Source organism: Actinoallomurus oryzae (genome assembly GCF_039541955.1).
Classification (GTDB): Bacteria; Actinomycetota; Actinomycetes; order Streptosporangiales; family Streptosporangiaceae; genus Actinoallomurus; species Actinoallomurus oryzae.
Genome location: NZ_BAABHF010000024.1, coordinates 386,613 through 407,393 on the forward strand (window position 1 = coordinate 386,613; position 20,781 = coordinate 407,393).

Below are 20,781 nucleotides of genomic sequence, written 5' to 3' on the forward strand. Positions count from 1 at the left end.
GGCGTTGAAGTCTGCGCCATACTGATCGTGCCTGTCAACGTGAAATCGAGAGGACGCGTCATGCGGCTGACCCGCGACCACGTGCTGACGGCCGCCCTGGACCTGCTGGACGAGGTGGGTCTCGACGGCCTGACGATGCGCCGGCTCGCCACCGCGCTGGGCGTCAAGAACGGCGCGACGTACTGGCACTTCCCCAGCAAGCAGGCCCTGCTGGAGGCCATGGCCGAGGCGATGCTCACGGGCCTGACCGAGGACCTGGACGCCCGCCTGCCCTGGCACGAGCGGGCCGCCGAGATGGCCCGCCGCCTCCGCCGCGCGCTGCTGTCCCGCCGCGACGGCGCCCGGGTGTTCTCCGGCGTGTTCTTTCCCCTGCCGAACGCCCTGGCGTACGGCGAGACCATGGTCGCCACCCTGCGCGAGGCCGGGCTGAACGGTCGGGACGCCACCTGGACGGTGGACACGCTCAACTACTTCGTCGTCGGCCACGTCATCGAAGAGCAGCTCGCCGCCTCGCTTCCCGACGGCGGCGCCGAGGCCACCGCGCGCCTCACGCGGGCCCTCGACCCGCGGACCCACCCGCACCTGCACGCCGCGGCCCGCGACCTGACCGCACCCCACCCGGAGGAGCACTTCGAGCACGGACTGCGGCTGATCGTCGATGGCATCCGGCTGACAGCGGGCTGCCGGTGAGCTGACAGCGGCGCCCGGCACCGTACGGGCCATGAACGACACACGAGTACTGATCGTCGGCGCCGGGCCGACCGGATTGACCCTGGCCTGCGACCTCGCGCGGCGGGGCACCGACTTCCGGATCATCGAAAAGGAGCGGCCCGCCGGGTCGCGAGGCAAGGGGCTGCAGCCCCGCACGCTGGAGGTCTTCGACGACCTGGGGGTGCTGGACGCCATATGGGCGGCCGGCGCGCCGTACCCTCCGCTGCGCTCGTACGCGGGCGGCGAGGTCGTCTGGGAGGGCCGGATGCACGAGCCGAGGGAGCCGACTCCGGAGGTGCCGTATCCCCTGGCGCCGATGCTCCCGCAGTGGCGGACCGAGCAGATCCTGCGCGACCGGCTGGCCGAACTCGGCGGGCGGGTCGAGCGGGGCGAGCTGATCGACTTCGAGCAGGACGACGACGGGGTGACGGCGGTGCTCGCCGGCGGCGAGCGGATCCGCGCGGCCTACCTCGTCGGCGCGGACGGCGGCCGGAGCGTCGTGCGCAAGCGGCTCGGCATCGGGTTCGCGGGCGAGACGCACGAGACCGAGCGGATGTTGATCGCCGACGTCCGCACCGACGACGTGGACCGGGACCACTGGCACTTCTGGGGCGACATGGCGAGCCGGACGCCGCACTTCGCTCTCTGCCCGCTGCCGGGCACCGAGGACTTCCAACTCGTCGCCCCGCTCACCGGCACCGACACGCCGGAACTGACGCTCCCGACGTTCCAGAAGATCGTCTCGGAGGTGTCGGACGTCCGGCTGCACGAGGTCCGCTGGGCGTCGGTCTACCGGGTCAACATCCGGATGGCCGAGCGGTTCCGGGACCGCCGGGTCTTCCTGGCCGGGGACGCCGCGCACGTGCACTCCCCCGCCGGCGGTCAGGGCCTCAACACCGGCGTCCAGGACGCCTACAACCTCGGCTGGAAGCTCGCCGCCGAGCGGGCGCTGGACACCTACGAGGAGGAGCGGCTCCCGGTCGCCGCCGGCGTGCTCGGCCTCAGCACCCGGCTGTACCGGGGAATGTCCGAACGCCAGGCCGAGGCGTACCGCCGCGGCAAGGAGACCGATCAGCTCGGCATCGGCTACCCCGGCGCCTCACTGTCGGTCGGCGGCGGGAAGGCCGGGGAGCGGGCGCCGGACGCGCCGCTGCGGGAGGGACACCTGTTCGACGTCTTCCGCGGCCCGCACTTCACGCTGCTGGCCTTCGGGCAGGGGCACGCGGAGACGGTCGCCCGGGTGAACGAGCGGTACGGGGCCGCCGTCCGCGCCTACACGGTCGGCGACGAGGGCGCCGACCTGGTCGACGCGGCGGGACACGCGCGCCGCGCGTACGGCACCGACGGCCTCGTGCTCGTCCGGCCCGACGGCCACATCGGGGTCTACGACGCACCGGTCGACGACTACCTGCGGGCGCTGGTCTGAGCGACGAACGCCTCGGGGTCGGCGATAGTGCGCGCCCAGGCGGCGGCGAACGCCTCCTCCCCCAGCTCGGCACGGCAGCGGGCGAGGAGGGCGCGCACACCGGGGTCGGCGGTGTCCTCGATGCCGCGCAGCCTACGGGCGGCGGCCAGGACCGTCACGGCGTCGGCCGGGTCGGCGCACCGCGTGGCGGCCTCCTCCAGGACGCTCGCGCGGGCCACGTCGTCGCCGGTGTCCGCGATCAAGGTGAGGGCGCGGGCGCGCAGTTCGTCGGCGCGCCCGCGCTCGCCGAGGGCGTCCTCGGCGAGCGCCGCCGATATGTGCAGCAGCGCGAGGAACTGCGGTGGCGCGTCGCCCGCCCCGGCCAGCGCGGCCCTCGTCCAGGCCGCGGCCCGGGCGAGGTCGCCCTCGGCGTACGCGAGATCGCCGAGGGCACGCCGCACCCGGGCGAGGGCGATCGGATCGGCGCCGCGCTCGGCGGCGGGCAGCGCGCGCTCCAGGTCGGCCCGCGCGCCGTCCCGGTCGCCGGCGCGCATCCGCGCCTCGCCGAGCCGGACCAACAAGATCATCGGGGCCGGGATCTCCTCCGCGCCGCCCACCTCGGCGGCGCGGGCACGGGCGCGTTCGAGGACACGCACGGTCTCCGGCCACGAGCCGCGGTTGGCCAGCACGTTGCCCAGCGCGAACAGGGTGACCGCCTGGCCCCACCGGTCACCCACGGCCGTGAAACCGTCGAGGGCGGCGCGGAGCCGCTGCTCGGCCTTTCCCGCACCTCCGGCGACGTACTCCAAGGTGATCACTCCGTACGCCATGTCGGCCATGGCCCGCAGCCAGGGATCGGTGGCCGTGGCGAACCGCTCGATCGCCTCGTCGGCCCGCTCGCGGATCGCCTTTGGCCCGTCCGAGAAACCGCTCGTCATCGTCCACGCCGCGAGCGCGGCGGGCCGGTCGGAGCGCCGGGTCACCTCCAGCGCGCTCTTCACCCGCGCCGGGTCGTCGAGGGGAGCCATGAGCACGCACATGGCGTAGGCCGCCTCGTGTCCGGGCGGAGGCTCGTCGCCGACGGCCGCCAGCACCGCCCGCGCCCACTCACCCGCCTCACGCCGCCGCCCGCGGATGAGCCAGGCCCAGGTGCGCGCGGCGATGAGACGCAGCGCCCGCTCGCGTTCGCCGCGGTCGATCGCGTGGCCGAGCGCGGCGTCGAGGTTGCCCTGCTCGGCGTCGAGGCGTGCCAGCCAGGTGAGCTGCCCGGGGCCGCGCAGCCGGGGTTCGGCGGTCTCGGCCAGGGCCAGGAAGTACGCGGCGTGCGCCTCCCGTACGCGCTCGGCCTCGCCCGAGTCGTCCAGCCGTTCCCCGGCGTACTCACGGACGGTCTCCAGCATCCGGTACCGGACGCCCTGCTCGGTCTCGGCCATGATGAGCAGCGACTTGTCGACCAGCCCGGCGAGCAGGTCGACGGGGTCGCCCTCGGGCGCGCAGACCTCGGTGACGGCCTCCACCGTGGCGCCGCCGAGGAAGACCGACAGCCGGCGGAGCACCGCGCGCTCGGCCGTGCCGAGCAGGTCCCAGCTCCAGTCCACGACCGCCCGCAGCGTACGGTGGCGCGGCACCGACGTGCGGCTGCCGCGTTCGAGCAGCCCGAACCGGTCGCCGATCCGCTCGGTGAGCTGCCCGAGCGTCAGCGACCGCAGCCGGGCGGCGGCCAGCTCGATCGCCAGCGGGATGCCGTCCAGCGCACGGCAGATGCCGGCCACGGTGTCGTCGGCGGTGAAGCCGGGGCGCACCGCACGGGCACGGTCGGCGAAGAGCGCGACGGCGGGCCCGTCGACGTCGAGTGGCGCCAGCGGCACCAGGGCCTCGCCCGCGATCGCGAGGGGCTCCCGGCTCGTGGCGAGGATGGTGACGCCCGGCGCCGCGGCGAGGAGGTGCTCGGCGAGCCGGGCGGTGGCGTCGACGACGTGCTCGCAGTTGTCGAGGACGAGGAGCAGGTCGTGCCCGGCGAGCATGGAGCCGAGGCGTTCGAGCGGCGTGCGGTCCGCGCCGGCCTCGAACAGGTCGCCGCCGCCGACCGCGGCCGTGACGGCCGGCACGACGCGTGCGGCGTCGGCGACCGAGCCGAGCTCGGCCAGGCGTACGGGCGTCGCCGCCCCGTCGGCCGCTTCCAGGGCCAGGCGGGTCTTGCCGGTGCCGCCGAACCCGGTGATCGTGACGAGCCGGTGCGCCGCCAGCAGCTCACGGACCCGCGCCAGCTCGGTCTCCCGGCCGACGAAGCTGGTCGCCCGCGCGGGCACGCCGCGGCGGTTCTCCTCGCGGAGCGCCGCGAGATGCGCCTCGCGCAGCTCCGGCCCGGGGTCGACGCCGAGCCGGTCCGCCAGCTCCCGCCGGATCCGCTCGTACGCCTCCAGCGCCTCGGCGCGCCGGTCCGCGGCGCGCAGCGCGTGGATGAGCCGGGCGTGCAGGCGTTCGCGCAGGGGATGGGCGCGAGCCAGGGCCTCGATCTCACCGATGGCCGTGGGCGCCCGTCCGGACAGGTCGGCGGCGAGGAGGTCCTCGACCATGGTGAGGCGTGTCTCTTCGAGCCGCGCGGCGGGCGCGAGGGCGAACGCCGCGCCGGCGGCGTCGGCGAGGGGCGCCCCGTGCCACAGGTCCAGGCCGTCGCGGAACAGCTCCGCCGCCCGCGCGTGGTCACCGGCCTCCAGCGCGGCGCGGCCGTCCGCCGCCGCCCGCTCGAACGCCACGGCGTCGACGTCGGCGGGTGCGACGTCGAGCAGGTAACCGGCCGGATGCGACACGATGCGGGCGCGCTCGTCCCCGAAGGCACGCCGCAGCCGCGCGACGAGGGTCTGCAGCGCCCCGGCGGGATCGGCGGGAGCGTCGTCTCCCCACAGGTCGTCGGCGAGCCGGTCCGCGGTGACGACGCGTCCGGGGTCGAGCGCCAGCCGGATCAGCAGCAGGCGCAGCCGGGCCCCGCCGACCTCGACCGGCCGGCCGTCCCCGTCCTGGACCCGCAGGGGCCCGAGCATCGCCACGCGCATCTCGCCGCGAGCCTATGCGCTGCCGGGCGTCTCCTCACCGGAGACGCGCATGATCGAAGTCACCTTCACCGCGGCGCGGCGCGCGTCCGGGAGACACGCCGCGACCGCCGGGTCCGGGTTGGGCGAATGACGTCGCGGCGGGAGTCGATGCGTGCGGGCGGCGGGGTTCCCGTACTCGTTTCGCTGGTGGCGGGGTGGCCACCGTGAGCACGATCGCGCTCGGCGAACGCGAGCAGGCCTCCGAGCGGCTCGGAAAGCCGTATCTTCTGCGGGTGAGGTGCGCGACACCGGACGAGAGGGGGCCGCGGATGACGAACGACGCCAGGCGCATGGCCGCCAGACTCGTCGCGGCGGCCCGGCCGCTGCGGCCCTGGGTGCATCTGACCGTCTCACCCTGGTGGGCCCGGCTCCTGATCGCCGCCGGGGCCCAGGCCACGGCCGACGTGTACCCCACCAGAGACCGGCCCCTGCTCCAGGTCGTCCCCGGCGCGGACCTCGTCGGCCTCGACCTGGTCGCCCGGGACCTGACCGGCGCGAACCTCATCGGGGCCGACCTGGCCGGGCGGGAGCTGGTCGGCGCGACGCTGACCGACGCCGATCTCATCTCGGCGAACCTGGTCCGGGCGAACCTCGCCGGCGCCCGCCTGACGCGGGCGCAGCTGATGAGCGCGAACCTCGCCCACGCCGACCTGCTGTTCGCGAACCTCGCACGCGCCAACCTCGCCGGCGCGGACCTGACCGGTACCGACCTCACCGGAGCCGACCTGACCGGCGCCGAGCTGGCACCGGCCGAGCTGACCGGTGCGGACCTGACCGGCGCCCGCCTGGTCCGCGCGAACCTCACCGGGGCCAGGCTCGGCCGCGCCCGCCTGGTCCGCGCCGACGCCACGGGAGCGGACCTGACCGGCGCCGACCTCACCGGAGCGGACCTCACCGGGGCCAGGCTCAGGGCGGTCCGCTGGTCGGCGCGCACCCGGTGGCCGGAGCACCTCGGCGACGAGCTGCGCGCCCGGTCCCGCGAGGTCGAACCCGGAGTCTGGCTCGTGCTCGGCGGCACCGCCCACCACGGCGTCCGCCCGAGCTGACCCGGCGGCCGTCAGGGGGCAGCGCGGCCTCCTGACCTGGTACGACACGATGGAGCGCCGCGACAGTGGTCGTGACAGTGGCCGTGTCAGAGGCGTGACAGGGGCGTGACAGGCCGCGCGCCGATGGTGGTCGCATGAGTAGTTCAGCGATCGCAGTCTCCGGGCTGCGGAAGGCGTACGGGGACAAGATCGTCCTCGACGGTGTCGATTTCGATGTCCGCGCGGGCACGGTCTTCTCCCTGCTCGGTCCGAACGGGGCCGGTAAGACGACGACGGTGAACGTGCTGACCACGTTGATCAAGGCCGACGGCGGAACGGCCCGCGTCGCCGGACACGACGTCGCGACCGAGGCCAAGGCGGTGCGCCGCGCCATCGGGGTCACCGGTCAGTTCGCGGCGGTGGACGAGCTGCTGACGGGGCAGGAGAACCTCCAGCTGATGGTGGATCTGAGCCCGGTGCGTGCCAAGGACGGCAGGCGCGTCGTCACCGGGCTGCTGGAGCGCTTCGACCTCGTCGAATCGGCGAACAAGCCCGCGTCGACCTACTCCGGCGGCATGCGCCGGAAGCTCGACCTGGCGATGACGCTCGTCGGCGACCCGCAGATCATCTTCCTGGACGAGCCGACGACGGGCCTCGATCCGCGCAGCCGCCGCACGATGTGGTCGATCATCCGCGAGCTGGTGGCCGATGGCGTGACCATCTTCCTCACCACCCAGTACCTCGACGAAGCCGACCAGCTCGCCGACTCGGTCGCGGTGCTCGACCAGGGCCGCCTGGTCGCTCAGGGCACTCCCGGCGAGCTCAAGCGCCAGATCCCCGGGACCCACGTCCGGCTCCGGTTCACCACCGCGGCGGAACTCGACGCCGCCGCGCGGATCCTCCCCGGCTCCACGCGGGACGACGAGGCACTGACCCTGCGGGTTCCCGGCGACGGTGGCACGCGGTCGTTGCGGGCTCTGCTGGACAGGCTCGACGAGTACTCGGTCAGCGCCGAGGAGTTCTCCGTCCAGACACCGGACCTCGATGACGTTTTCCTCGCCCTGACGGGCCACGCCACGGAGGTGGTCGCGAAATGATGTCCCATTCGATGGTGATGTTGCGCCGCAACTTCAAACACATCGCCCGGAACCCGATGACGGTGTTCAACGCGGTCCTGATGCCGATCGTGGTCATGTTGATGTTCGTGTACATGCTCGGTGACGCCTTCAGCGTCGGTGTCGACTACGTCGACTACGCGACGCCGGGCCTGATGCTGCTGGCCGTCTGCTACGGGCTGGGGTCCGTGGCCACGTCGGTGAACTCCGACATGACCAAGGGCATCATCAACCGGTTCAAGGTCATGGACGTCTCGCGCAGCGCGGTGTTGACCGGTCACGTCATCGCGAGCCTGCTGACCAACCTGCTCGCCATCGCGGCGCTCACCGGAGTCGCCTTCCTGCTGGGCTTCAGCCCGTCGGCGAGCTTCCTCGACTGGCTCGGCGTGGTCGGCATCGTCGTGCTGCTCGGTTTCGCGGCCGGCTGGCTCACGGTCGCCCTGGGATTGGCGGCCAAGTCCCCGGAAACGGCGGGTCTGGCCTCAGTGCCGCTGGTCATGCTCCCGTTCTTCAGCAGCGCGATCGTCCCGGCGGAGAAGATGGGGCAGGGTTTGCGGCAGTTCGCGGAGTACCAGCCCTTCACGCCGATCATCGAAACCCTGCGCGGGCTGCTGGCCGGTGCGCCGGACACGAGCGACCTGATCGCCGCGCTCGCCTGGTGCGTCGGCATCGGTCTCGTCGGGTACCTGTGGGCGCGTTCCACGTTCAGCAAGCGAGCGTGACGGCGACCAGCTCACGCCAGCTCGCCCGCGCCCCCTCCCGCGTCGCCTCGGTGAACCGCACCTCACCGAGGCGACGCCGCGCGACCTGCTCGATCCGGGCCGCATCCGGGTGGGAACGGTCCGGCAGACCACGCACGCCGGTGCTCGCCGCGAGCAGCCGCGCGGCCTGCTCGTACTGTTCCTGACGCAACGCCAGATCCGCGATCCCGACGAGCACCTGGGCGATCATGAGGGCCGAACTCCCCACCTCGGACACCGCCTGGAAGGCCGCGACGCGGTGTTCACGGGCCTCGCCGAGATCCGCGGCGAGGTAGCCGAGCAGGTCGTGTGCCATCGCCCGGACCGATGCCCGCTCGACGGCGTCGCCCAGCATGGCCGTCGCGACGTCGAGTTGCCGCCTCGCCTGCTCGGCGTCGCCCCTCCAGCGGGCGAGCCCCGCCTTCGACAGGGCCAGCTCGGTCAGCGCCCCCGGCCAGGCGACCCGTTCCGCGGACCGCTGCGCTTCCGCCATGGCGGCCGCGCTGGACTCCTCGTCTCCCGACAGCCAGTACAACTGGGCCTGCCGTGACCACATCCGTACGACGTCCTCGATGGCACCGGCCTCGGTGACGACCGTGATCGCCTGTTCGTAGTGCTCGCACGCACCGGCGAACTCCCCGCGCACGGCGATCCGATCCGCCAGCTCGGTCAGGGCGAGCGAGATCCCCCAGCGGTCGCCCAGCGCGCGGAACTCGGTGAGCGCCGCCTCGAGTGAGGCGTCCGCGTCCCGGTCGCCGTCGCCGAGCATGATCCGCATCTTGCCGAGCTGCAGCCGGGCGAGCGCGCGCGCCCAGGGGTCCTCGGCGGCGAGCAGCGGTTCCCACGCGGACAGGTACGCGTCCGGCGCTCGCAGCAGGCGTTCCAGTGCGGCGACCAGCCCGACCGCCGGGTGACGGATCCGGACACGCTGGTCGATCTCGTGCACCTCATGGATCCACTCCTCCGCCTGGTACTGGTCGCTCTCCCGCCCGGAGGTCATGAACCCCGTGGCGAGCGCGTACACCACGGCCCGGATCTCATCGGCCACGTCGCCGGGCAGGCTGATGGCCGCCAGGATCAGCTCGTTGCCCTCGGCCTTGTGCCCGCCGAGCCACCAGTACCAGCCGGCGGCCGCGGCGAGCCGCATCGCCCCGTCCGCCTCGCCGGCCGCGAGCGCACCGCGCATCGCGGCACCGATGTTGTCGTGCTCGGCCTCCAAGGTGGCGAGCCATTCCAACTGCTCGGCACGGCGAAGGCGCGGCTCCGCGATTTCGGCGAATTCGGTGAAGTATGCCAGATGCGCACGACGCGCCAGATCCGCTTCCCCCGCCTCCGCGAGACGCTGCTCGGCGTACTCCTTGATCGTGCCGAGCATCCGGTAGCGTGGCGCCCCCTCGGTCTCGGTGACCACCAGCGATTTCTCGGTCAGCGCGGTCAGCAGCTCCAGCACCTGTCCCGCCTCGACCGCTGTGTCCTTCCCGCCCCCCTGCCCTTCGGGCCCACCCGCGACGTTCTTCCCACCCCCCTGCCCTTCGGGCCCACCCCCCGTGCTCGCGCAGACACGTTCGGCGGCTTCGAGACTCGCCCCGCCCGAGAACACCGAGAGCCTGCGCAGGACCATCCGTTCGGCGTCGGTGAGCAGTTCCCAGCTCCAGTCGATCACCGCACGCAGCGTCCGGTGCCGCGGCAGCGCGGTACGGCTGCCGCCGGTCAGCAGACGGAACCGGTCGTCGAGCCGGTCGGCGAGCTGATCGAGGGACATGGTGCGCAACCTGGCCGCGGCGAGTTCGATCGCCAGTGGCATCCCGTCCAGCGCCCGGCAGACGCGCGCCAGGGTCGACGATGTGCGGACGTCGGTCGCGAGGTCCTTGCGCACCGCGCCGGCCCGGTCCCGCAGCAGCCGGATGGCCGGGGCGGACTCGATCTCGCCCGGGCCCGCGTCGCCGGCCGGCAGGGCCAGCGGAGCGACCCGCCACAGTGCCTCACCGGTGATGCCGAGGGGTTCCCTGCTCGTGGCGAGGATGCGCAGCCGCCGGCACTCTCCGAGTACTCGATGGGCGAATGTCGCCGCGGACTCGATCACGTGCTCGCAGTTGTCCAGGATCAGCAGCATCGCCCGCTCGCGGACCGCGGCGATGACCCGATTCGTCGGCTCCGCGTCCGGTGCCTCGCCGAGCAGCGCGTCGCGCAGTCTGAGCGCGGCGAGCGTCGCCTGCGCGACGTTCTCCCCGCTGCCCTGCCCTTCGGGCCCACCCGCGTCGCTCTTCCCACCCCCCTGCCCTTCGGGCCCACCCCCCGTATCACTGTCGGCGCCGACGGCCGCGAGTTCGACCAGCCAGGCCCCGTCCGGCAGATCGGCGAGCAGCGTGCGCGCGGTCTCCGTGGCCAGTCTGGTCTTCCCCGCGCCGCCCGGCCCGATCAGGGTGGTGAGCCGATGCTCGGCGATGAGCTCGCGGACCGCAGCGACATCGTCGCCCTTGCCGACGAAGCTGGTCAGCTCGGCACGCAGGTTGGTGTTCCGGGTCTCCTCCCGCCGCCCCAGTTCGCCCCGCAGCAGCGCGACGTGCAGTGCGGACAGCTCCGGGGAGGGGTCGACGCCCAGCGCGTCGGCCAGGGCCTCTCTCGTGCGCTGGTACACGAGCAGCGCGTCGGTGTCGCGGCCGGCCGCGGCGAGGGCACGCATCAGCGCGGCGGCGAGCCGTTCTCGCACCGGATGCGCGGCCACCAGGTCGGTCAGCTCCGTGACCAGCTCCGCGCCGTGGCCGAGGCCGACCTCCGCGTCGAACCGATCCTCCATGGCGGTCAGGCGTAGCCCCTCGAGCCGGGTGACCGCCGCGTCGAACGCCGCGCTGTCCGGCAGACCGACGTCCTGCATGGCCGCACCGCGCCACAGTGCGAGGGCCTCGCGCAGCAGCCGTACCCGCCCCGGGTCCTCGCCATCGCGGGCCCGGCCGAGGAGGCGTTCGAACCGCACCGCGTCGACGGCGTCGGGCTCCACCGTCAGCCGGTAGCCGTCCGTCCGTCCCTCGACCGATCCTTCCGGCAGCGCCTTCCGCAGCCGGGAGACCAGGCGTTGCAGGGCGTTCGTCGCGTCGGCGGGCGGGTGCTCACCCCAGATCCAGTCGACGAGCGTCGCCTTCGGGACCACGTGACCCGGCCTGAGCGCGAGGGCGACCAACAGCCCGCGCAGCCGCGCGCCCGGCACGTCGGCCGGGTCACCGTCGTCCGCGCGAACCTCGAACGGCCCCAGCATCCCGATCTGCACCCGCTGATTCTGACATGGGCGATTCGCGGGTATGCGCGGCTAAGAACGACCGGCAATTGAGATCACTTGAGGCGTCGGGTGGTGGGCCGGGTGTCCCATCGGTAGCGGGTGCGTGCTCGTTGGATGAGCTGACGTACGGTGACGAGCGCGGCGGCGAGGTAGAGATAGAAATCGACGGCCTGGCCGTCCTTGTCTGTCATCCGGCGGAGCTTGCCGTATCCGTTCATCCATGAGTTCGTGCGTTCGACCACCCACCGCTTGCCGACCTGGATCGGCGAAGGTGTGCCTTTGCGTGCGATCTCGCTCTCCACACCGAGATCGTCAAGTAGCTGCCGGGTGAGGCCTGAGTCATAGGCGGCGTCCAGGTGCGCGGTGACATCTGCGGGCAGCGGTCCAGCCTGTACCGTTGCGGCCCGCAGCGTCGGTTCCAGCAGCGGGGAGTCGTGGCGGTCGGCGCCTGCCGACGCCAGGCCGAGGGGAATCCCGTAGCCCTCCACGCACACTGACCGTTTCAGACCGCCCTTGCGTCGATCGACTGGGGAAGGCCCGGCCTTCTCGCCTCCGCACGGCGCTTCGGTGATGCAGCCGTCCACGCGCAAAACCATGATCATCGGATTCCGTGCCTGCAGTCTGTTACGACACGACCCACATGGCCCATTGGCTGGTAGCCCTTGCAGGACGGCGCCGTGCCCGTCGGTGCTCCCCGCACGCGTACGGGGAGCACTGCTGGACGCTGGGAGCGGTTAACGGTTCGCCAGGACCATCCCCGCGTGCGCGGGTCGCATCACGCGATCAGTTACCGAATTGACGCCCAGAAGGTGCACTGGTGTTCCTGAGCGAGATCTGCCGACCCGATCGCGCCCGGCGCGAGCGATTGGACGTGCTCGCCCGCTTGGAATGGCGACCATTTCGGCCGACCATGACCGTTCGGGTTTCCCGTATGTGCGAATTGGCTCCAGTAACGCATCATCTGATTCGAGAGCCGGCGTTGCGCGGTTGTCGCCGGGCCGGGAAGCTGGTCATCGTTGAAGAGGTACTGCAGTTCGCCGCCATGAAATGCGCCGGTGGGAAAATTCGGCTTCGGGAGGGTGGTGAACCATGGGGCATTCTCATCGCTGAATTCATAAGCGTAGACGGGAACGTGTGCGGATAGCGCGCGGTCTCGATCAAGAACGGGGCACCCCCATGCCCAGTCGGTCACGACGGTGGACAACGCCTCACCGGCGGAGTGGAAATGATCGCTGGGGTATCGAGCCAGGATCCGCGCGGCGTCGGCCGGCCCGAAGAGTGTGTGGATTTCATCCTGGTAGCTGGCATCGGTCGTCTGCTTGCCGGTCGCGGTCTCGATGGCGGCGGTGAAGAGGCGATGTTCATCGCGCGTGGTTCCTTCGATGATCGGCACGTGATGGAAACGGCCTGCGGTGAATGCCTTTTGCGGGCTGAGGGGAAGCACGCCGCCACCGACCGTAGGCCCGGATCCGACGCCGACGTCGGACCACTTGGCGAGTTCCTCCACTGGTTTGGCACGCAGGCATGCTGCCGCCGTACGGACATTGGAACAGCCGAGTTCAGAGGCGACTTCGAGTCCGTGCTGCTCACGCTCCGTGCGCGGAAGCGGGAACCAGGTCGGCGGACCCGGTGACCATTTCTCCCCAGTGCATTGCGCGCTCTGCAGGACCGCCTTCTGGAAGAGCCCTGCCGAGCCGGGCGCCACCAGATGGGAGCAGACACTTGTACCTCCGGCCGACTCGCCAAATATGGTGACGTTTGCCCGATCACCCCCGAATGCTGCAGCGTTACGCTGGACCCATCGCAGCGCAGCCTGCTGGTCCTCGAGTCCGAAGTTGCCCGAGAGATGCCGGGCCGCACCGTGATCGAGAGCGGGATGTGCAAGGAATCCGAAGATTCCCATGCGGTAATTGGGTGACACCACGATCACGTTGCCCGTGTCCGCCAGGTGCTGTGCGTCATAGAGGCTGCCGGCGCCGTTGATGAAGCCGTTGCCGTGGATCCACACCATCACGGGGAGTTTGCGAGCGCTGCCGTGGCGGGGCGTTGCGACGTTGAGGTAGAGGCAGTCCTCGGTATTGCTGGCCTTGTCGATCAATCCCTCCGCCTGCGCGCACCGGTTGCCGGGCCTGGTCGCATCCCTGATTCCCGGCCATGATGCGGCACGACGGGGGGAGGCCCAGCGCAGCGGCCCGGTAGGTGGGGCCGCGTACGGGACTCCCTGGAACACTCGCGCGCTCGCGGTGAGCGTGCCGCGCACGGCGCCGGCGTCGGTTGAGACAACAGTGGAGTAATCGTGGCTCGTCTCGGCATGGTTCGCCGACGCGGCGCCGGCCGTCACGGCACACGCCGAGGAGCCGAAGAGCACCGCTGCGGCGAGTAGGGTCCGCAGGTGACCTGGCATGGTGGCCCGCGACCGGCCGCGGCCTGTTGTTGGGCTCTGAACGAGCTGTCTCAAGGGTTCACATCCCGATCCTGTTTGTGTAAGGTGCACACGAATAAAAGTGTATGGGTCACACGAAGTCAAGCGTTCGGCGAGATTTGTGAGGACGATCTACTGATGTCGACTGGCGTTGATCCGCAGGAGCTGCCACCGGGGTTGGCCCTCGCCTGGGGCCTGCCCGCCAAGACGAGCAAGCTCGGGCGGACGCCATCTCAAAGCGTCGAGCAGGTCGTCGAGGCGGCCATCGAGCTAGCCGACGCGGATGGCTTCGCGGCGTTGTCGATGCCGAAGCTCGCCAAGAAACTCGGGCTCACGGCCAACGCGATCTACCGATATGTCAGATCCAAGGATGAGCTGCTGGTGCTGGTCGCCGAGACCGGGTGGGGCCCCGCACCGGATCTGGTGTCCGGCGCCGGCCGCTGGCGAACCGCAGCGACAACCTGGACCCGGGCGATGATCGACCGGTGCGATGTCCATCCCTGGCTGGTGGACCTGCCCGTCCGGGGTGCGCCGGTCACGCCGAACCTGCTGCGCTGGACGGAGGTCATTCTGGAGTCCTTTACCGGCGCCGGACTCAGCCCCAAGGAGGCAATTCAGTGCGCGTTGCTGCTCGATTTGTACGCGCGCCGGATAGCCGGCATGCGCCGCGACCTCAGGCAGAGCAGCGCGGGCTCCGTGGAATCAACCGCTGTGCAGGATTTCCTGCTGCCTTTGCTGCACGAGCATGGATATCCTATTGTTGCGGCCTTGATGATGGGCAACGAATATTCAGACGATATCGACGACAGTGATGTGACTTTCGGCCTAACCCTGATTCTCGATGGTATCGACGGCCTCCTTTCGGGGAACAAACGCCACCACACCGCCGACCCTGCTGGTTAGTTCGCTGAGCGGGCGGCATGACGTTTTGGGGTCGGCGGGCTCCCTTTCATGCTCAAGCAGGCTTGATGGCACCGCAGGCACGGAACACCTCGAAGATCACGGACTGCAGCCAGACCATGATCATTAGATTCCGTGCCTGCAGTCTGTTAAGACACGACCCACCCGCCCCATTTGCCGGTAGCCCTAAGGCGTCACGGCGGCGATCGACTCGGTGAGCGCGGCGGGGACGTCGTCCACGAGGAGGTGGTGGCCGTCGCGGACGACCTCGCGGCCGGAGATCACCACGTGCCGTACGTCGGCGGGAGACGCGGCGAAGACCACGGACTCGGCCAGGTGGTCCGGGGCCGCGCCCGCCAGGCGTACCGAGTCGCGGGTCACCGTGACCAGGTCCGCGTACGCGCCCGGGGCGAGGCGGCCCGCCTCCGGCCAGCCCAGGGCGGCGTGGCCGTCCGCCGTGGCGGCGGTCAGGAGCTCCGCGGCGGTCCAGTGACCTCGCTGTTGGGTGCGCAGCCGCTCGTCCAGCTCGACCGCCCGCGCCTCCTCGAACAGGTCGATCACCGCGTGCTGGTCCGAGCCCAGTGACAGCGGCGAGCCGGCGTCGGTCAGGGTGCGGGCCGGGCCGATGCCGTCGGCCAGGTCGCGTTCGGTCGTCGGGCACATGCACACGCCCGTGCGCGCGCCGCCCAGCAGCGTGACGTCCGAGGCGGTCAGGTGGGTCGCGTGCACGGCCACCGTCCGCGGCCCCAGCGCGCCGCTCTCGGCGAGCAGGGCCGCCGGCGTCCGGCCGTAGGCCTCCAGGCACGCGGCGTTCTCGGCCGGCTGTTCCGACAGGTGCACGTGGAGCGGCGCCGATCGCGAGCCGGCCCACACGGCGACCTCGCCCAGCTCGCGGCGCGGAACGGCGCGTACGGAGTGGATCGCGGCGCCGACCCGCGCGTGCTCGCCCGGCCGCAGCCCCGACACGCGGGACGCCCACGCCGACGCCGTGCCGTCGCCGAACCGCAGCTGCGGCCCGAGCAGCGGATCCCCGATGCCGCCGGTCAGGTAGCACGCGTCGAGCAGCGTGATGCGTACCCCCGCCTCCTCGGCGGCGGCCAGCAGCGCCTCTGACATGGCGTTGGCGTCCCGGTACGGCACCCCACCCGGCCCGTGGTGGAGGTAGTGGAACTCGCCCACGCAGCTGATCCCGGCGAGCGCCATCTCCGCGTACACCGCGCGGGCCAGGGCGAAGTAGGTGTCCGGGTCCAGGCGCGCGGCCACCGTGTACATCTGCGAACGCCAGGTCCAGAAGGTGCCCCGCGACGCCTGCACGCGGCCCCGCAGGGCCCGGTGGAACGCGTGCGAGTGCGCGTTCGCCAGCCCCGGCAGCGTGAGCCCGGCCAGGCGTACGGCGTCCGGGGGCGCGGGCACGCCGGAGGCGACCGACGTGAAGCGCGCCCCGTCGACCTCCAAGAGCACGTCCGCGACGACCGCGCCGTCCAGCCACGCGTGCTCGGCGTGGTACCTCACCGGCACGCCAGCTCGTCCAGCACGTCCGCGAGCGCCTCCACTCCCGCCAGGCAGTCCGCGGGCTCGGCGTGCTCGGCCGGCGCGTGGGAGACGCCGGTCGGGTTGCGGACGAACAGCATCGCGGCCGGCACGTGCGCGGACAGGATTCCGGCGTCGTGCCCGGCGCCGGTCGGCAGCACCGGCGGGTCGCCGAGCGCCTTGGCCAGCCGGTCGCGCAGTTCGGCGTGGAAGTCCACCACCTCGGTGTAGGACTCCTCGCTCAGCGACACCTCGACGCGGTCCCGCCCGGCGGCGTCCTCCGCCGCCGCCCGCACGTCCGCGACGGTCGCGCGCACGGCCTCCTCGGACGGGGCGCGGGCGTCGAGCCAGGCCGCCACCGACGACGGGATCGCGTTGACCCCGTTCGGCGTCACCCGAACCTTTCCCATGGTCGCGACGGCGTCGTGCCGCATCGCGGCCTCGCGGGCGGCGAGCACCGTACGGGCGAACGGCAACATCGGGTCGCGGCGGTCGGCGAGCCGGGTCGTGCCCGCGTGGTCGCCCGCCCCGGTGAAGTCGAAGCGCCACCGCCCGTGCGGCCAGATCGCGCTCGCCAGCCCGACCGGTGCCGTCAGCGCCCGGCCCTGTTCGACGTGCAGCTCGATGAAGCAGGCCAGCGACAGCAGCTGCGTGTCGGGGCCGATCGCCTCGGGGTCGTACCCTTCGGCGGCCATGGCCTCGCCCCAGGTCACGCCGTCGGCGTCGCGCAGGTCGCGGGCGCGTGCCGGGTCGATCGCCCCGGTGGCGAGCCGTGATCCCAGGCAGGCGACGCCGAAGCGGGCGCCCTCCTCCTCGGCGAAGACGGCCACGCCGAGCGGGCGGCGCGGCTTCGCGCCCCGCTCCCGCAGCAGGTCGATCGCGGCGAGTGCCGAGACGACGCCCAGCGGCCCGTCGTAGGCGCCGCCGTCCGGCACCGAGTCCAGGTGGCTGCCGGTCAGCACGGCGTCGCGGCGCCCGGTCACCGGCTCCCCGTGGACGTCGCCCGCCATCGCGTCCGCGGCGAGGCTCGCCGCGCTGGCGAGCAGGCCGCCGACGCTCGCATCGGCGTTCTTCTCCACGTCCCACCAGGCGAACAGGTTGCCGTTGCGGTCGCGCTCGACCGCCAGTCCGCGCGACCGCGCCTCCTCGACGAACCAGGCACGGCACTCCCGGTCCGCCGCCGTCCAGGAGAACCGCCGGTAGCCACCGCTCCCGGCCCGCCCGATCGGGCGCAACGTCTCCCACATCTCCTCGAATGCCATAGCTCAAGCCTCGCGCATCGGGACCCGTACGCCGCGCTCGGCGGCCACTTCGGCCGCGCGGTCGTAGCCGGCGTCGACGTGGCGAATGACTCCCATGCCCGGGTCGTTGGTGAGGACGCGCTCCAGCTTCTGCGCGGCGAGCGGCGTGCCGTCGGCGACCGTGACCTGGCCCGCGTGGATCGACCGGCCGATGCCGACCCCGCCGCCGTGGTGGATCGACACCCAGGAGGCACCCGAGGAGGCGTTGACCAGGGCGTTCAGCAGCGGCCAGTCGGCGATCGCGTCCGAGCCGTCGGCCATGCCCTCCGTCTCGCGGTACGGCGAGGCGACGCTGCCCGAGTCGAGGTGGTCGCGGCCGATCACGATCGGGGCGCTGATCTCGCCGCTCTCCACGAGCTTGTTGAACTCCAGCCCGGCCCGGTCCCGCTCGCCGTACCCGAGCCAGCAGATCCGCGCGGGCAGCCCCTGGAAGTGCACCTTCTCCCCCGCCATCCGGATCCAGCGGGCGAGCTGCTCGTTCTCCGGGAACAGGTCGAGGATCGCCTTGTCCGTGCGGGCGATGTCCTTCGGGTCACCGGACAGCGCGGCCCAGCGGAACGGGCCCTTGCCCTCGCAGAACAGCGGCCGGATGTAGGCGGGCACGAACCCGGGGAAGTCGAAGGCACGGGTGTAGCCGGCGAGCTGCGCCTCGCCCCGGATGGAGTTGCCGTAGTCGAAGACCTCCGCGCCCGCGTCCTGGAAGCCGACCATGGCCTCGACGTGCGCGGCCATCGACTCGCGGGCCCGGGTGATGAAGCCGTCGGGGTCCTTGGCGCGTTCGGCGGCCATGTCCTCGAACGCCACCCCGCGCGGCAGGTACGTCAGCGGGTCGTGCGCGGAGGTCTGGTCGGTGACGACGTCGATGGGCGCGCCGTCGGCGAGCAGCGACGGCACGATGTCGGCGGCGTTGCCGAGCAGGCCGATCGACAGGGGCCGCCGCGCGTCGCGCGCCTCGACGGCCAGGCGCAGCGCCTCCTCGACGCTGTCCGCGCGCACGTCGCAGTAGCGGTGCTCGACCCGGCGGTCGATGCGCGAGGGGTCGCACTCGACGCAGATCGCGACGCCGCCGTTCATCGTCACCGCGAGGGGCTGGGCGCCGCCCATGCCGCCGAGCCCGGCGGTCAGCGTGATCGTCCCGGCCAGGGTGCCGCCGAACCTCTTGGCCGCCACCGCCGCGAACGTCTCGTACGTGCCCTGAAGAATGCCCTGCGTGCCGATGTAGATCCACGAGCCGGCGGTCATCTGCCCGTACATGGTGAGCCCGAGCGACTCCAGCCGCCGGAACTCCTCCCAGGTCGCCCACTGCGGCACGAGGTTGGAGTTGGCGATGAGCACCCGCGGCGCCCACTCGTGCGTACGGAAGACGCCGACCGGCTTGCCCGACTGGACCATGAGGGTCTCGTCGGCCTCCAGGTCGCGCAGGGCGCGGACCATCGCGTCGAAGGCGTCCCACGAGCGTGCCGCGCGGCCCGAGCCGCCGTACACGATCAGCTCGTCGGGGTGCTCGGCGACCTCGGGGTCGAGGTTGTTCATGAGCATCCGCAGGGCGGCCTCCTGCTGCCAGCCCTTGGCGCTCAGTGTCGTGCCGCGCGGCGCGCGTACGGGACGGGGACCCATGGCGTTCTCTCCTTTACGCGAGGGGGCCGACGACGGACTCGGCGGCGGTGACGAGCGAGCCGTCGCGGACCAGGTCGACGGCGGCGGCGATCTCGGGGGCGACGTGGCGGTCCGGGCCGGGCCCGGGGACGCCCGTACGGAGGGCGGCGACGACGGCGGCGGTCGCCGGGCCGGGCCGCAGCGGCGCCCGCAGGTCGAGGGCGCGGGCGGCGGTCATGATCTCGATCGCGACGACCCGCGTGAGGCCGTCGACGGCGCGGCGCAGCTTGCGGGCCCCGCCCCAGCCCATGGAGACGTGGTCCTCCTGCATGGCCGAGCTGGGGATCGAGTCGACGCTGGCGGGCGTGGCGAGCCGCTTGAGCTCGTTCACGACGGCGGCCTGGGTGTACTGGGCGATCATGTAGCCGGAGTCGACGCCCGGGTCGTCGGCCAGGAACGCCGGGAGCCCGTGCGAGCGGGACACGTCCAGCATCCGGTCGGTACGGCGCTCGGCCATGGACGCGACGTCGGCGACCGGGATGGCGAGGAAGTCCAGCACGTACGCGATCGGCGCGCCGTGGAAGTTGCCGTTGGACTCGACCCGGCCGTCCGGCAGCACGACGGGGTTGTCGACCGCGGAGGCCAGCTCGCGCCCGGCGACGAGGGCGGCGTGGGCGAGGGTGTCCCGCGCGGCGCCGTGCACCTGCGGGGAGCAGCGCAGCGAGTAGGCGTCCTGAACGCGGTTGCAGTGCGGGCCGCGGTGCGACTCCATGATCGCCGAGTCTTTCAGGAGGCGGCGGAGGTTGGCGGCGCTGTCGGCCTGGCCGGGGTGGGGGCGCAGCTCCTGCAGATCCTGGGCGAAGACCCGGTCGGTGCCGAGCTGGGCCTCGACGCTCATCGCGGCGCCGATGTCGGCGGCGCGCAGCAGGGCGCGCAGGTCCTCGATGGCCAGCACCAGCATGCCGAGCATGCCGTCGGTGCCGTTGAGCAGGGCCAGGCCCTCCTTGGCGACGAGGGTGAGGGGCTGGATGCCGGCCTCGGCGAGGGCCTGCTTCGCCGACGTCTTGTTCCCGTCGGCGTCGCGGACGTCGCCCTCACCGATCAGCGCGAGGGCGACGTGGCTGAGCGGGGCGAGGTCGCCGGAACAGCCCAGGCTGCCGTACTCGTGCACGGTCGGGGTGATGCCCGCGTTGAGCACCGCGGCGAGGGTCTCGGCCGTGACGGGCCGCACACCGGTACGGCCGGTGGCGAGCGTGCTGAGGCGCAGGAGCATCATCGCCCGCACGACCTCACGCTCGACCTCGGGCCCGGACCCGGCGGCGTGGGAGCGGACGATGTTCTCCTGGAGACGGGCCCGCAGCTCCTCGTGGATGTGCCGGGTCGCGAGAGCGCCGAACCCGGTGGAGATCCCGTACGCGGGCGTGGGCCGGGAGGCGAGGTCGTCCACGTGCGCCCTGGCCTCGGCGATCGCCTTGAGCGCCTCGTCGGTGAGGACGACCTCGGCGCCGTGGCGGGCGACGGCGACCACGTCGCCGAAGGCGAGCGGGCCGGTGCCGACGGGGATTTTCGTCATACCCCTATTGGACGCGACCGCGGACGATGCCCGTACCCCGGGTGGGCGGCATCTGTCTCGGATACGAGACACTGAAGGGTGTGGCAGGGCCGCGGAA

Annotated in this window: 13 protein-coding genes and 1 pseudogene; 6 read left to right on the top strand and 8 right to left on the bottom strand. The window is 72.4% G+C overall.

The genetic code is table 11. The features are described 5' to 3' along the window. Positions 1-60 precede the first annotated feature (60 nt). Positions 61-690 (top strand): TetR/AcrR family transcriptional regulator C-terminal domain-containing protein, encoded by a 630-nt coding sequence (locus tag ABEA10_RS22925; protein WP_345467080.1) that lies wholly within the window; start codon positions 61-63, stop codon positions 688-690. A 31-nt stretch (positions 691-721) separates the two neighbouring features. Beyond that, positions 722-2,137 carry an FAD-dependent monooxygenase gene (locus ABEA10_RS22930; protein ID WP_345467083.1) on the top strand — a complete coding sequence of 472 codons (1,416 nt, stop codon included), beginning with the start codon at positions 722-724 and terminating at the stop codon, positions 2,135-2,137. Here the strand turns inward: ABEA10_RS22930 and ABEA10_RS22935 are convergent. Beyond that, a complete protein-coding gene (locus ABEA10_RS22935; RefSeq protein ID WP_345467085.1) occupies positions 2,116-5,169 on the bottom strand; it encodes an AfsR/SARP family transcriptional regulator in 3,054 nt (1,017 codons plus the stop codon). The two genes, ABEA10_RS22930 and ABEA10_RS22935, sit on opposite strands and share 22 nt — an antisense overlap. A gap of 203 nt (positions 5,170-5,372) precedes the next feature. On the opposite strand from ABEA10_RS22935, the gene ABEA10_RS22940 reads away from it, so the two are divergent. The 3 genes from ABEA10_RS22940 to ABEA10_RS22950 all read left to right on the top strand — a co-directional run bounded on the left by ABEA10_RS22940 (position 5,373) and on the right by ABEA10_RS22950 (position 8,070). Beyond that, on the top strand, positions 5,373-6,254 hold the full coding sequence (locus tag ABEA10_RS22940; protein ID WP_345467087.1) for a pentapeptide repeat-containing protein: 882 nt from the start codon (positions 5,373-5,375) through the stop codon (positions 6,252-6,254). Between the two features lie 134 nt (positions 6,255-6,388). Continuing rightward, on the top strand, positions 6,389-7,330 hold the full coding sequence (locus tag ABEA10_RS22945; RefSeq protein ID WP_345467090.1) for an ATP-binding cassette domain-containing protein: 942 nt from the start codon (positions 6,389-6,391) through the stop codon (positions 7,328-7,330). Further along, positions 7,327-8,070 (top strand): ABC transporter permease, encoded by a 744-nt coding sequence (locus tag ABEA10_RS22950; protein ID WP_329256030.1) that lies wholly within the window; start codon positions 7,327-7,329, stop codon positions 8,068-8,070. The genes ABEA10_RS22945 and ABEA10_RS22950 overlap by 4 nt, the downstream gene beginning before the upstream one ends. Here ABEA10_RS22950 and ABEA10_RS22955 read toward each other — a convergent pair. From ABEA10_RS22955 to ABEA10_RS22965, 3 genes and pseudogenes are all read right to left on the bottom strand, one after another. Next, positions 8,054-11,353 (bottom strand): AfsR/SARP family transcriptional regulator, encoded by a 3,300-nt coding sequence (locus tag ABEA10_RS22955; RefSeq protein WP_345467094.1) that lies wholly within the window; start codon positions 11,351-11,353, stop codon positions 8,054-8,056. The two genes, ABEA10_RS22950 and ABEA10_RS22955, sit on opposite strands and share 17 nt — an antisense overlap. A 62-nt stretch (positions 11,354-11,415) precedes the next feature. Then, a pseudogene (locus tag ABEA10_RS22960) lies at positions 11,416-11,952 on the bottom strand (transposase family protein); the annotation flags it as partial. Between the two features lie 197 nt (positions 11,953-12,149). Then, positions 12,150-13,766 carry a carboxylesterase/lipase family protein gene (locus tag ABEA10_RS22965; RefSeq protein WP_345467398.1) on the bottom strand — a complete coding sequence of 539 codons (1,617 nt, stop codon included), beginning with the start codon at positions 13,764-13,766 and terminating at the stop codon, positions 12,150-12,152. A gap of 156 nt (positions 13,767-13,922) precedes the next feature. On the opposite strand from ABEA10_RS22965, the gene ABEA10_RS22970 reads away from it, so the two are divergent. Continuing rightward, positions 13,923-14,687, top strand: a complete 765-nt coding sequence (locus ABEA10_RS22970; RefSeq protein ID WP_345467096.1) for a TetR/AcrR family transcriptional regulator — start codon at positions 13,923-13,925, stop codon at positions 14,685-14,687. Between the two features lie 183 nt (positions 14,688-14,870). On the opposite strand, the gene ABEA10_RS22975 is transcribed toward ABEA10_RS22970, so the two are convergent. Genes ABEA10_RS22975 through hutH form a run of 4 tightly spaced genes read right to left on the bottom strand, consistent with a single transcriptional unit; the run spans position 14,871 to position 20,684 of the window. Then, on the bottom strand, positions 14,871-16,196 hold the full coding sequence (locus tag ABEA10_RS22975; RefSeq protein WP_345467401.1) for a formimidoylglutamate deiminase: 1,326 nt from the start codon (positions 16,194-16,196) through the stop codon (positions 14,871-14,873). Then, positions 16,193-17,476, bottom strand: coding sequence for an allantoate amidohydrolase (locus ABEA10_RS22980; protein ID WP_345467098.1), 1,284 nt, complete (start codon positions 17,474-17,476; stop codon positions 16,193-16,195). The genes ABEA10_RS22975 and ABEA10_RS22980 overlap by 4 nt, the downstream gene beginning before the upstream one ends. Before the next feature lie 3 nt (positions 17,477-17,479). After that, entirely contained in the window at positions 17,480-19,132 is a 1,653-nt protein-coding gene (gene hutU, locus ABEA10_RS22985) for a urocanate hydratase (protein ID WP_345467101.1), read from the bottom strand. Between the two features lie 13 nt (positions 19,133-19,145). Continuing rightward, complete coding sequence (gene hutH, locus ABEA10_RS22990) at positions 19,146-20,684, bottom strand: histidine ammonia-lyase (RefSeq protein WP_345467104.1); 1,539 nt, start codon at positions 20,682-20,684, stop codon at positions 19,146-19,148. Between the last annotated feature and the right edge of the window lie 97 nt (positions 20,685-20,781).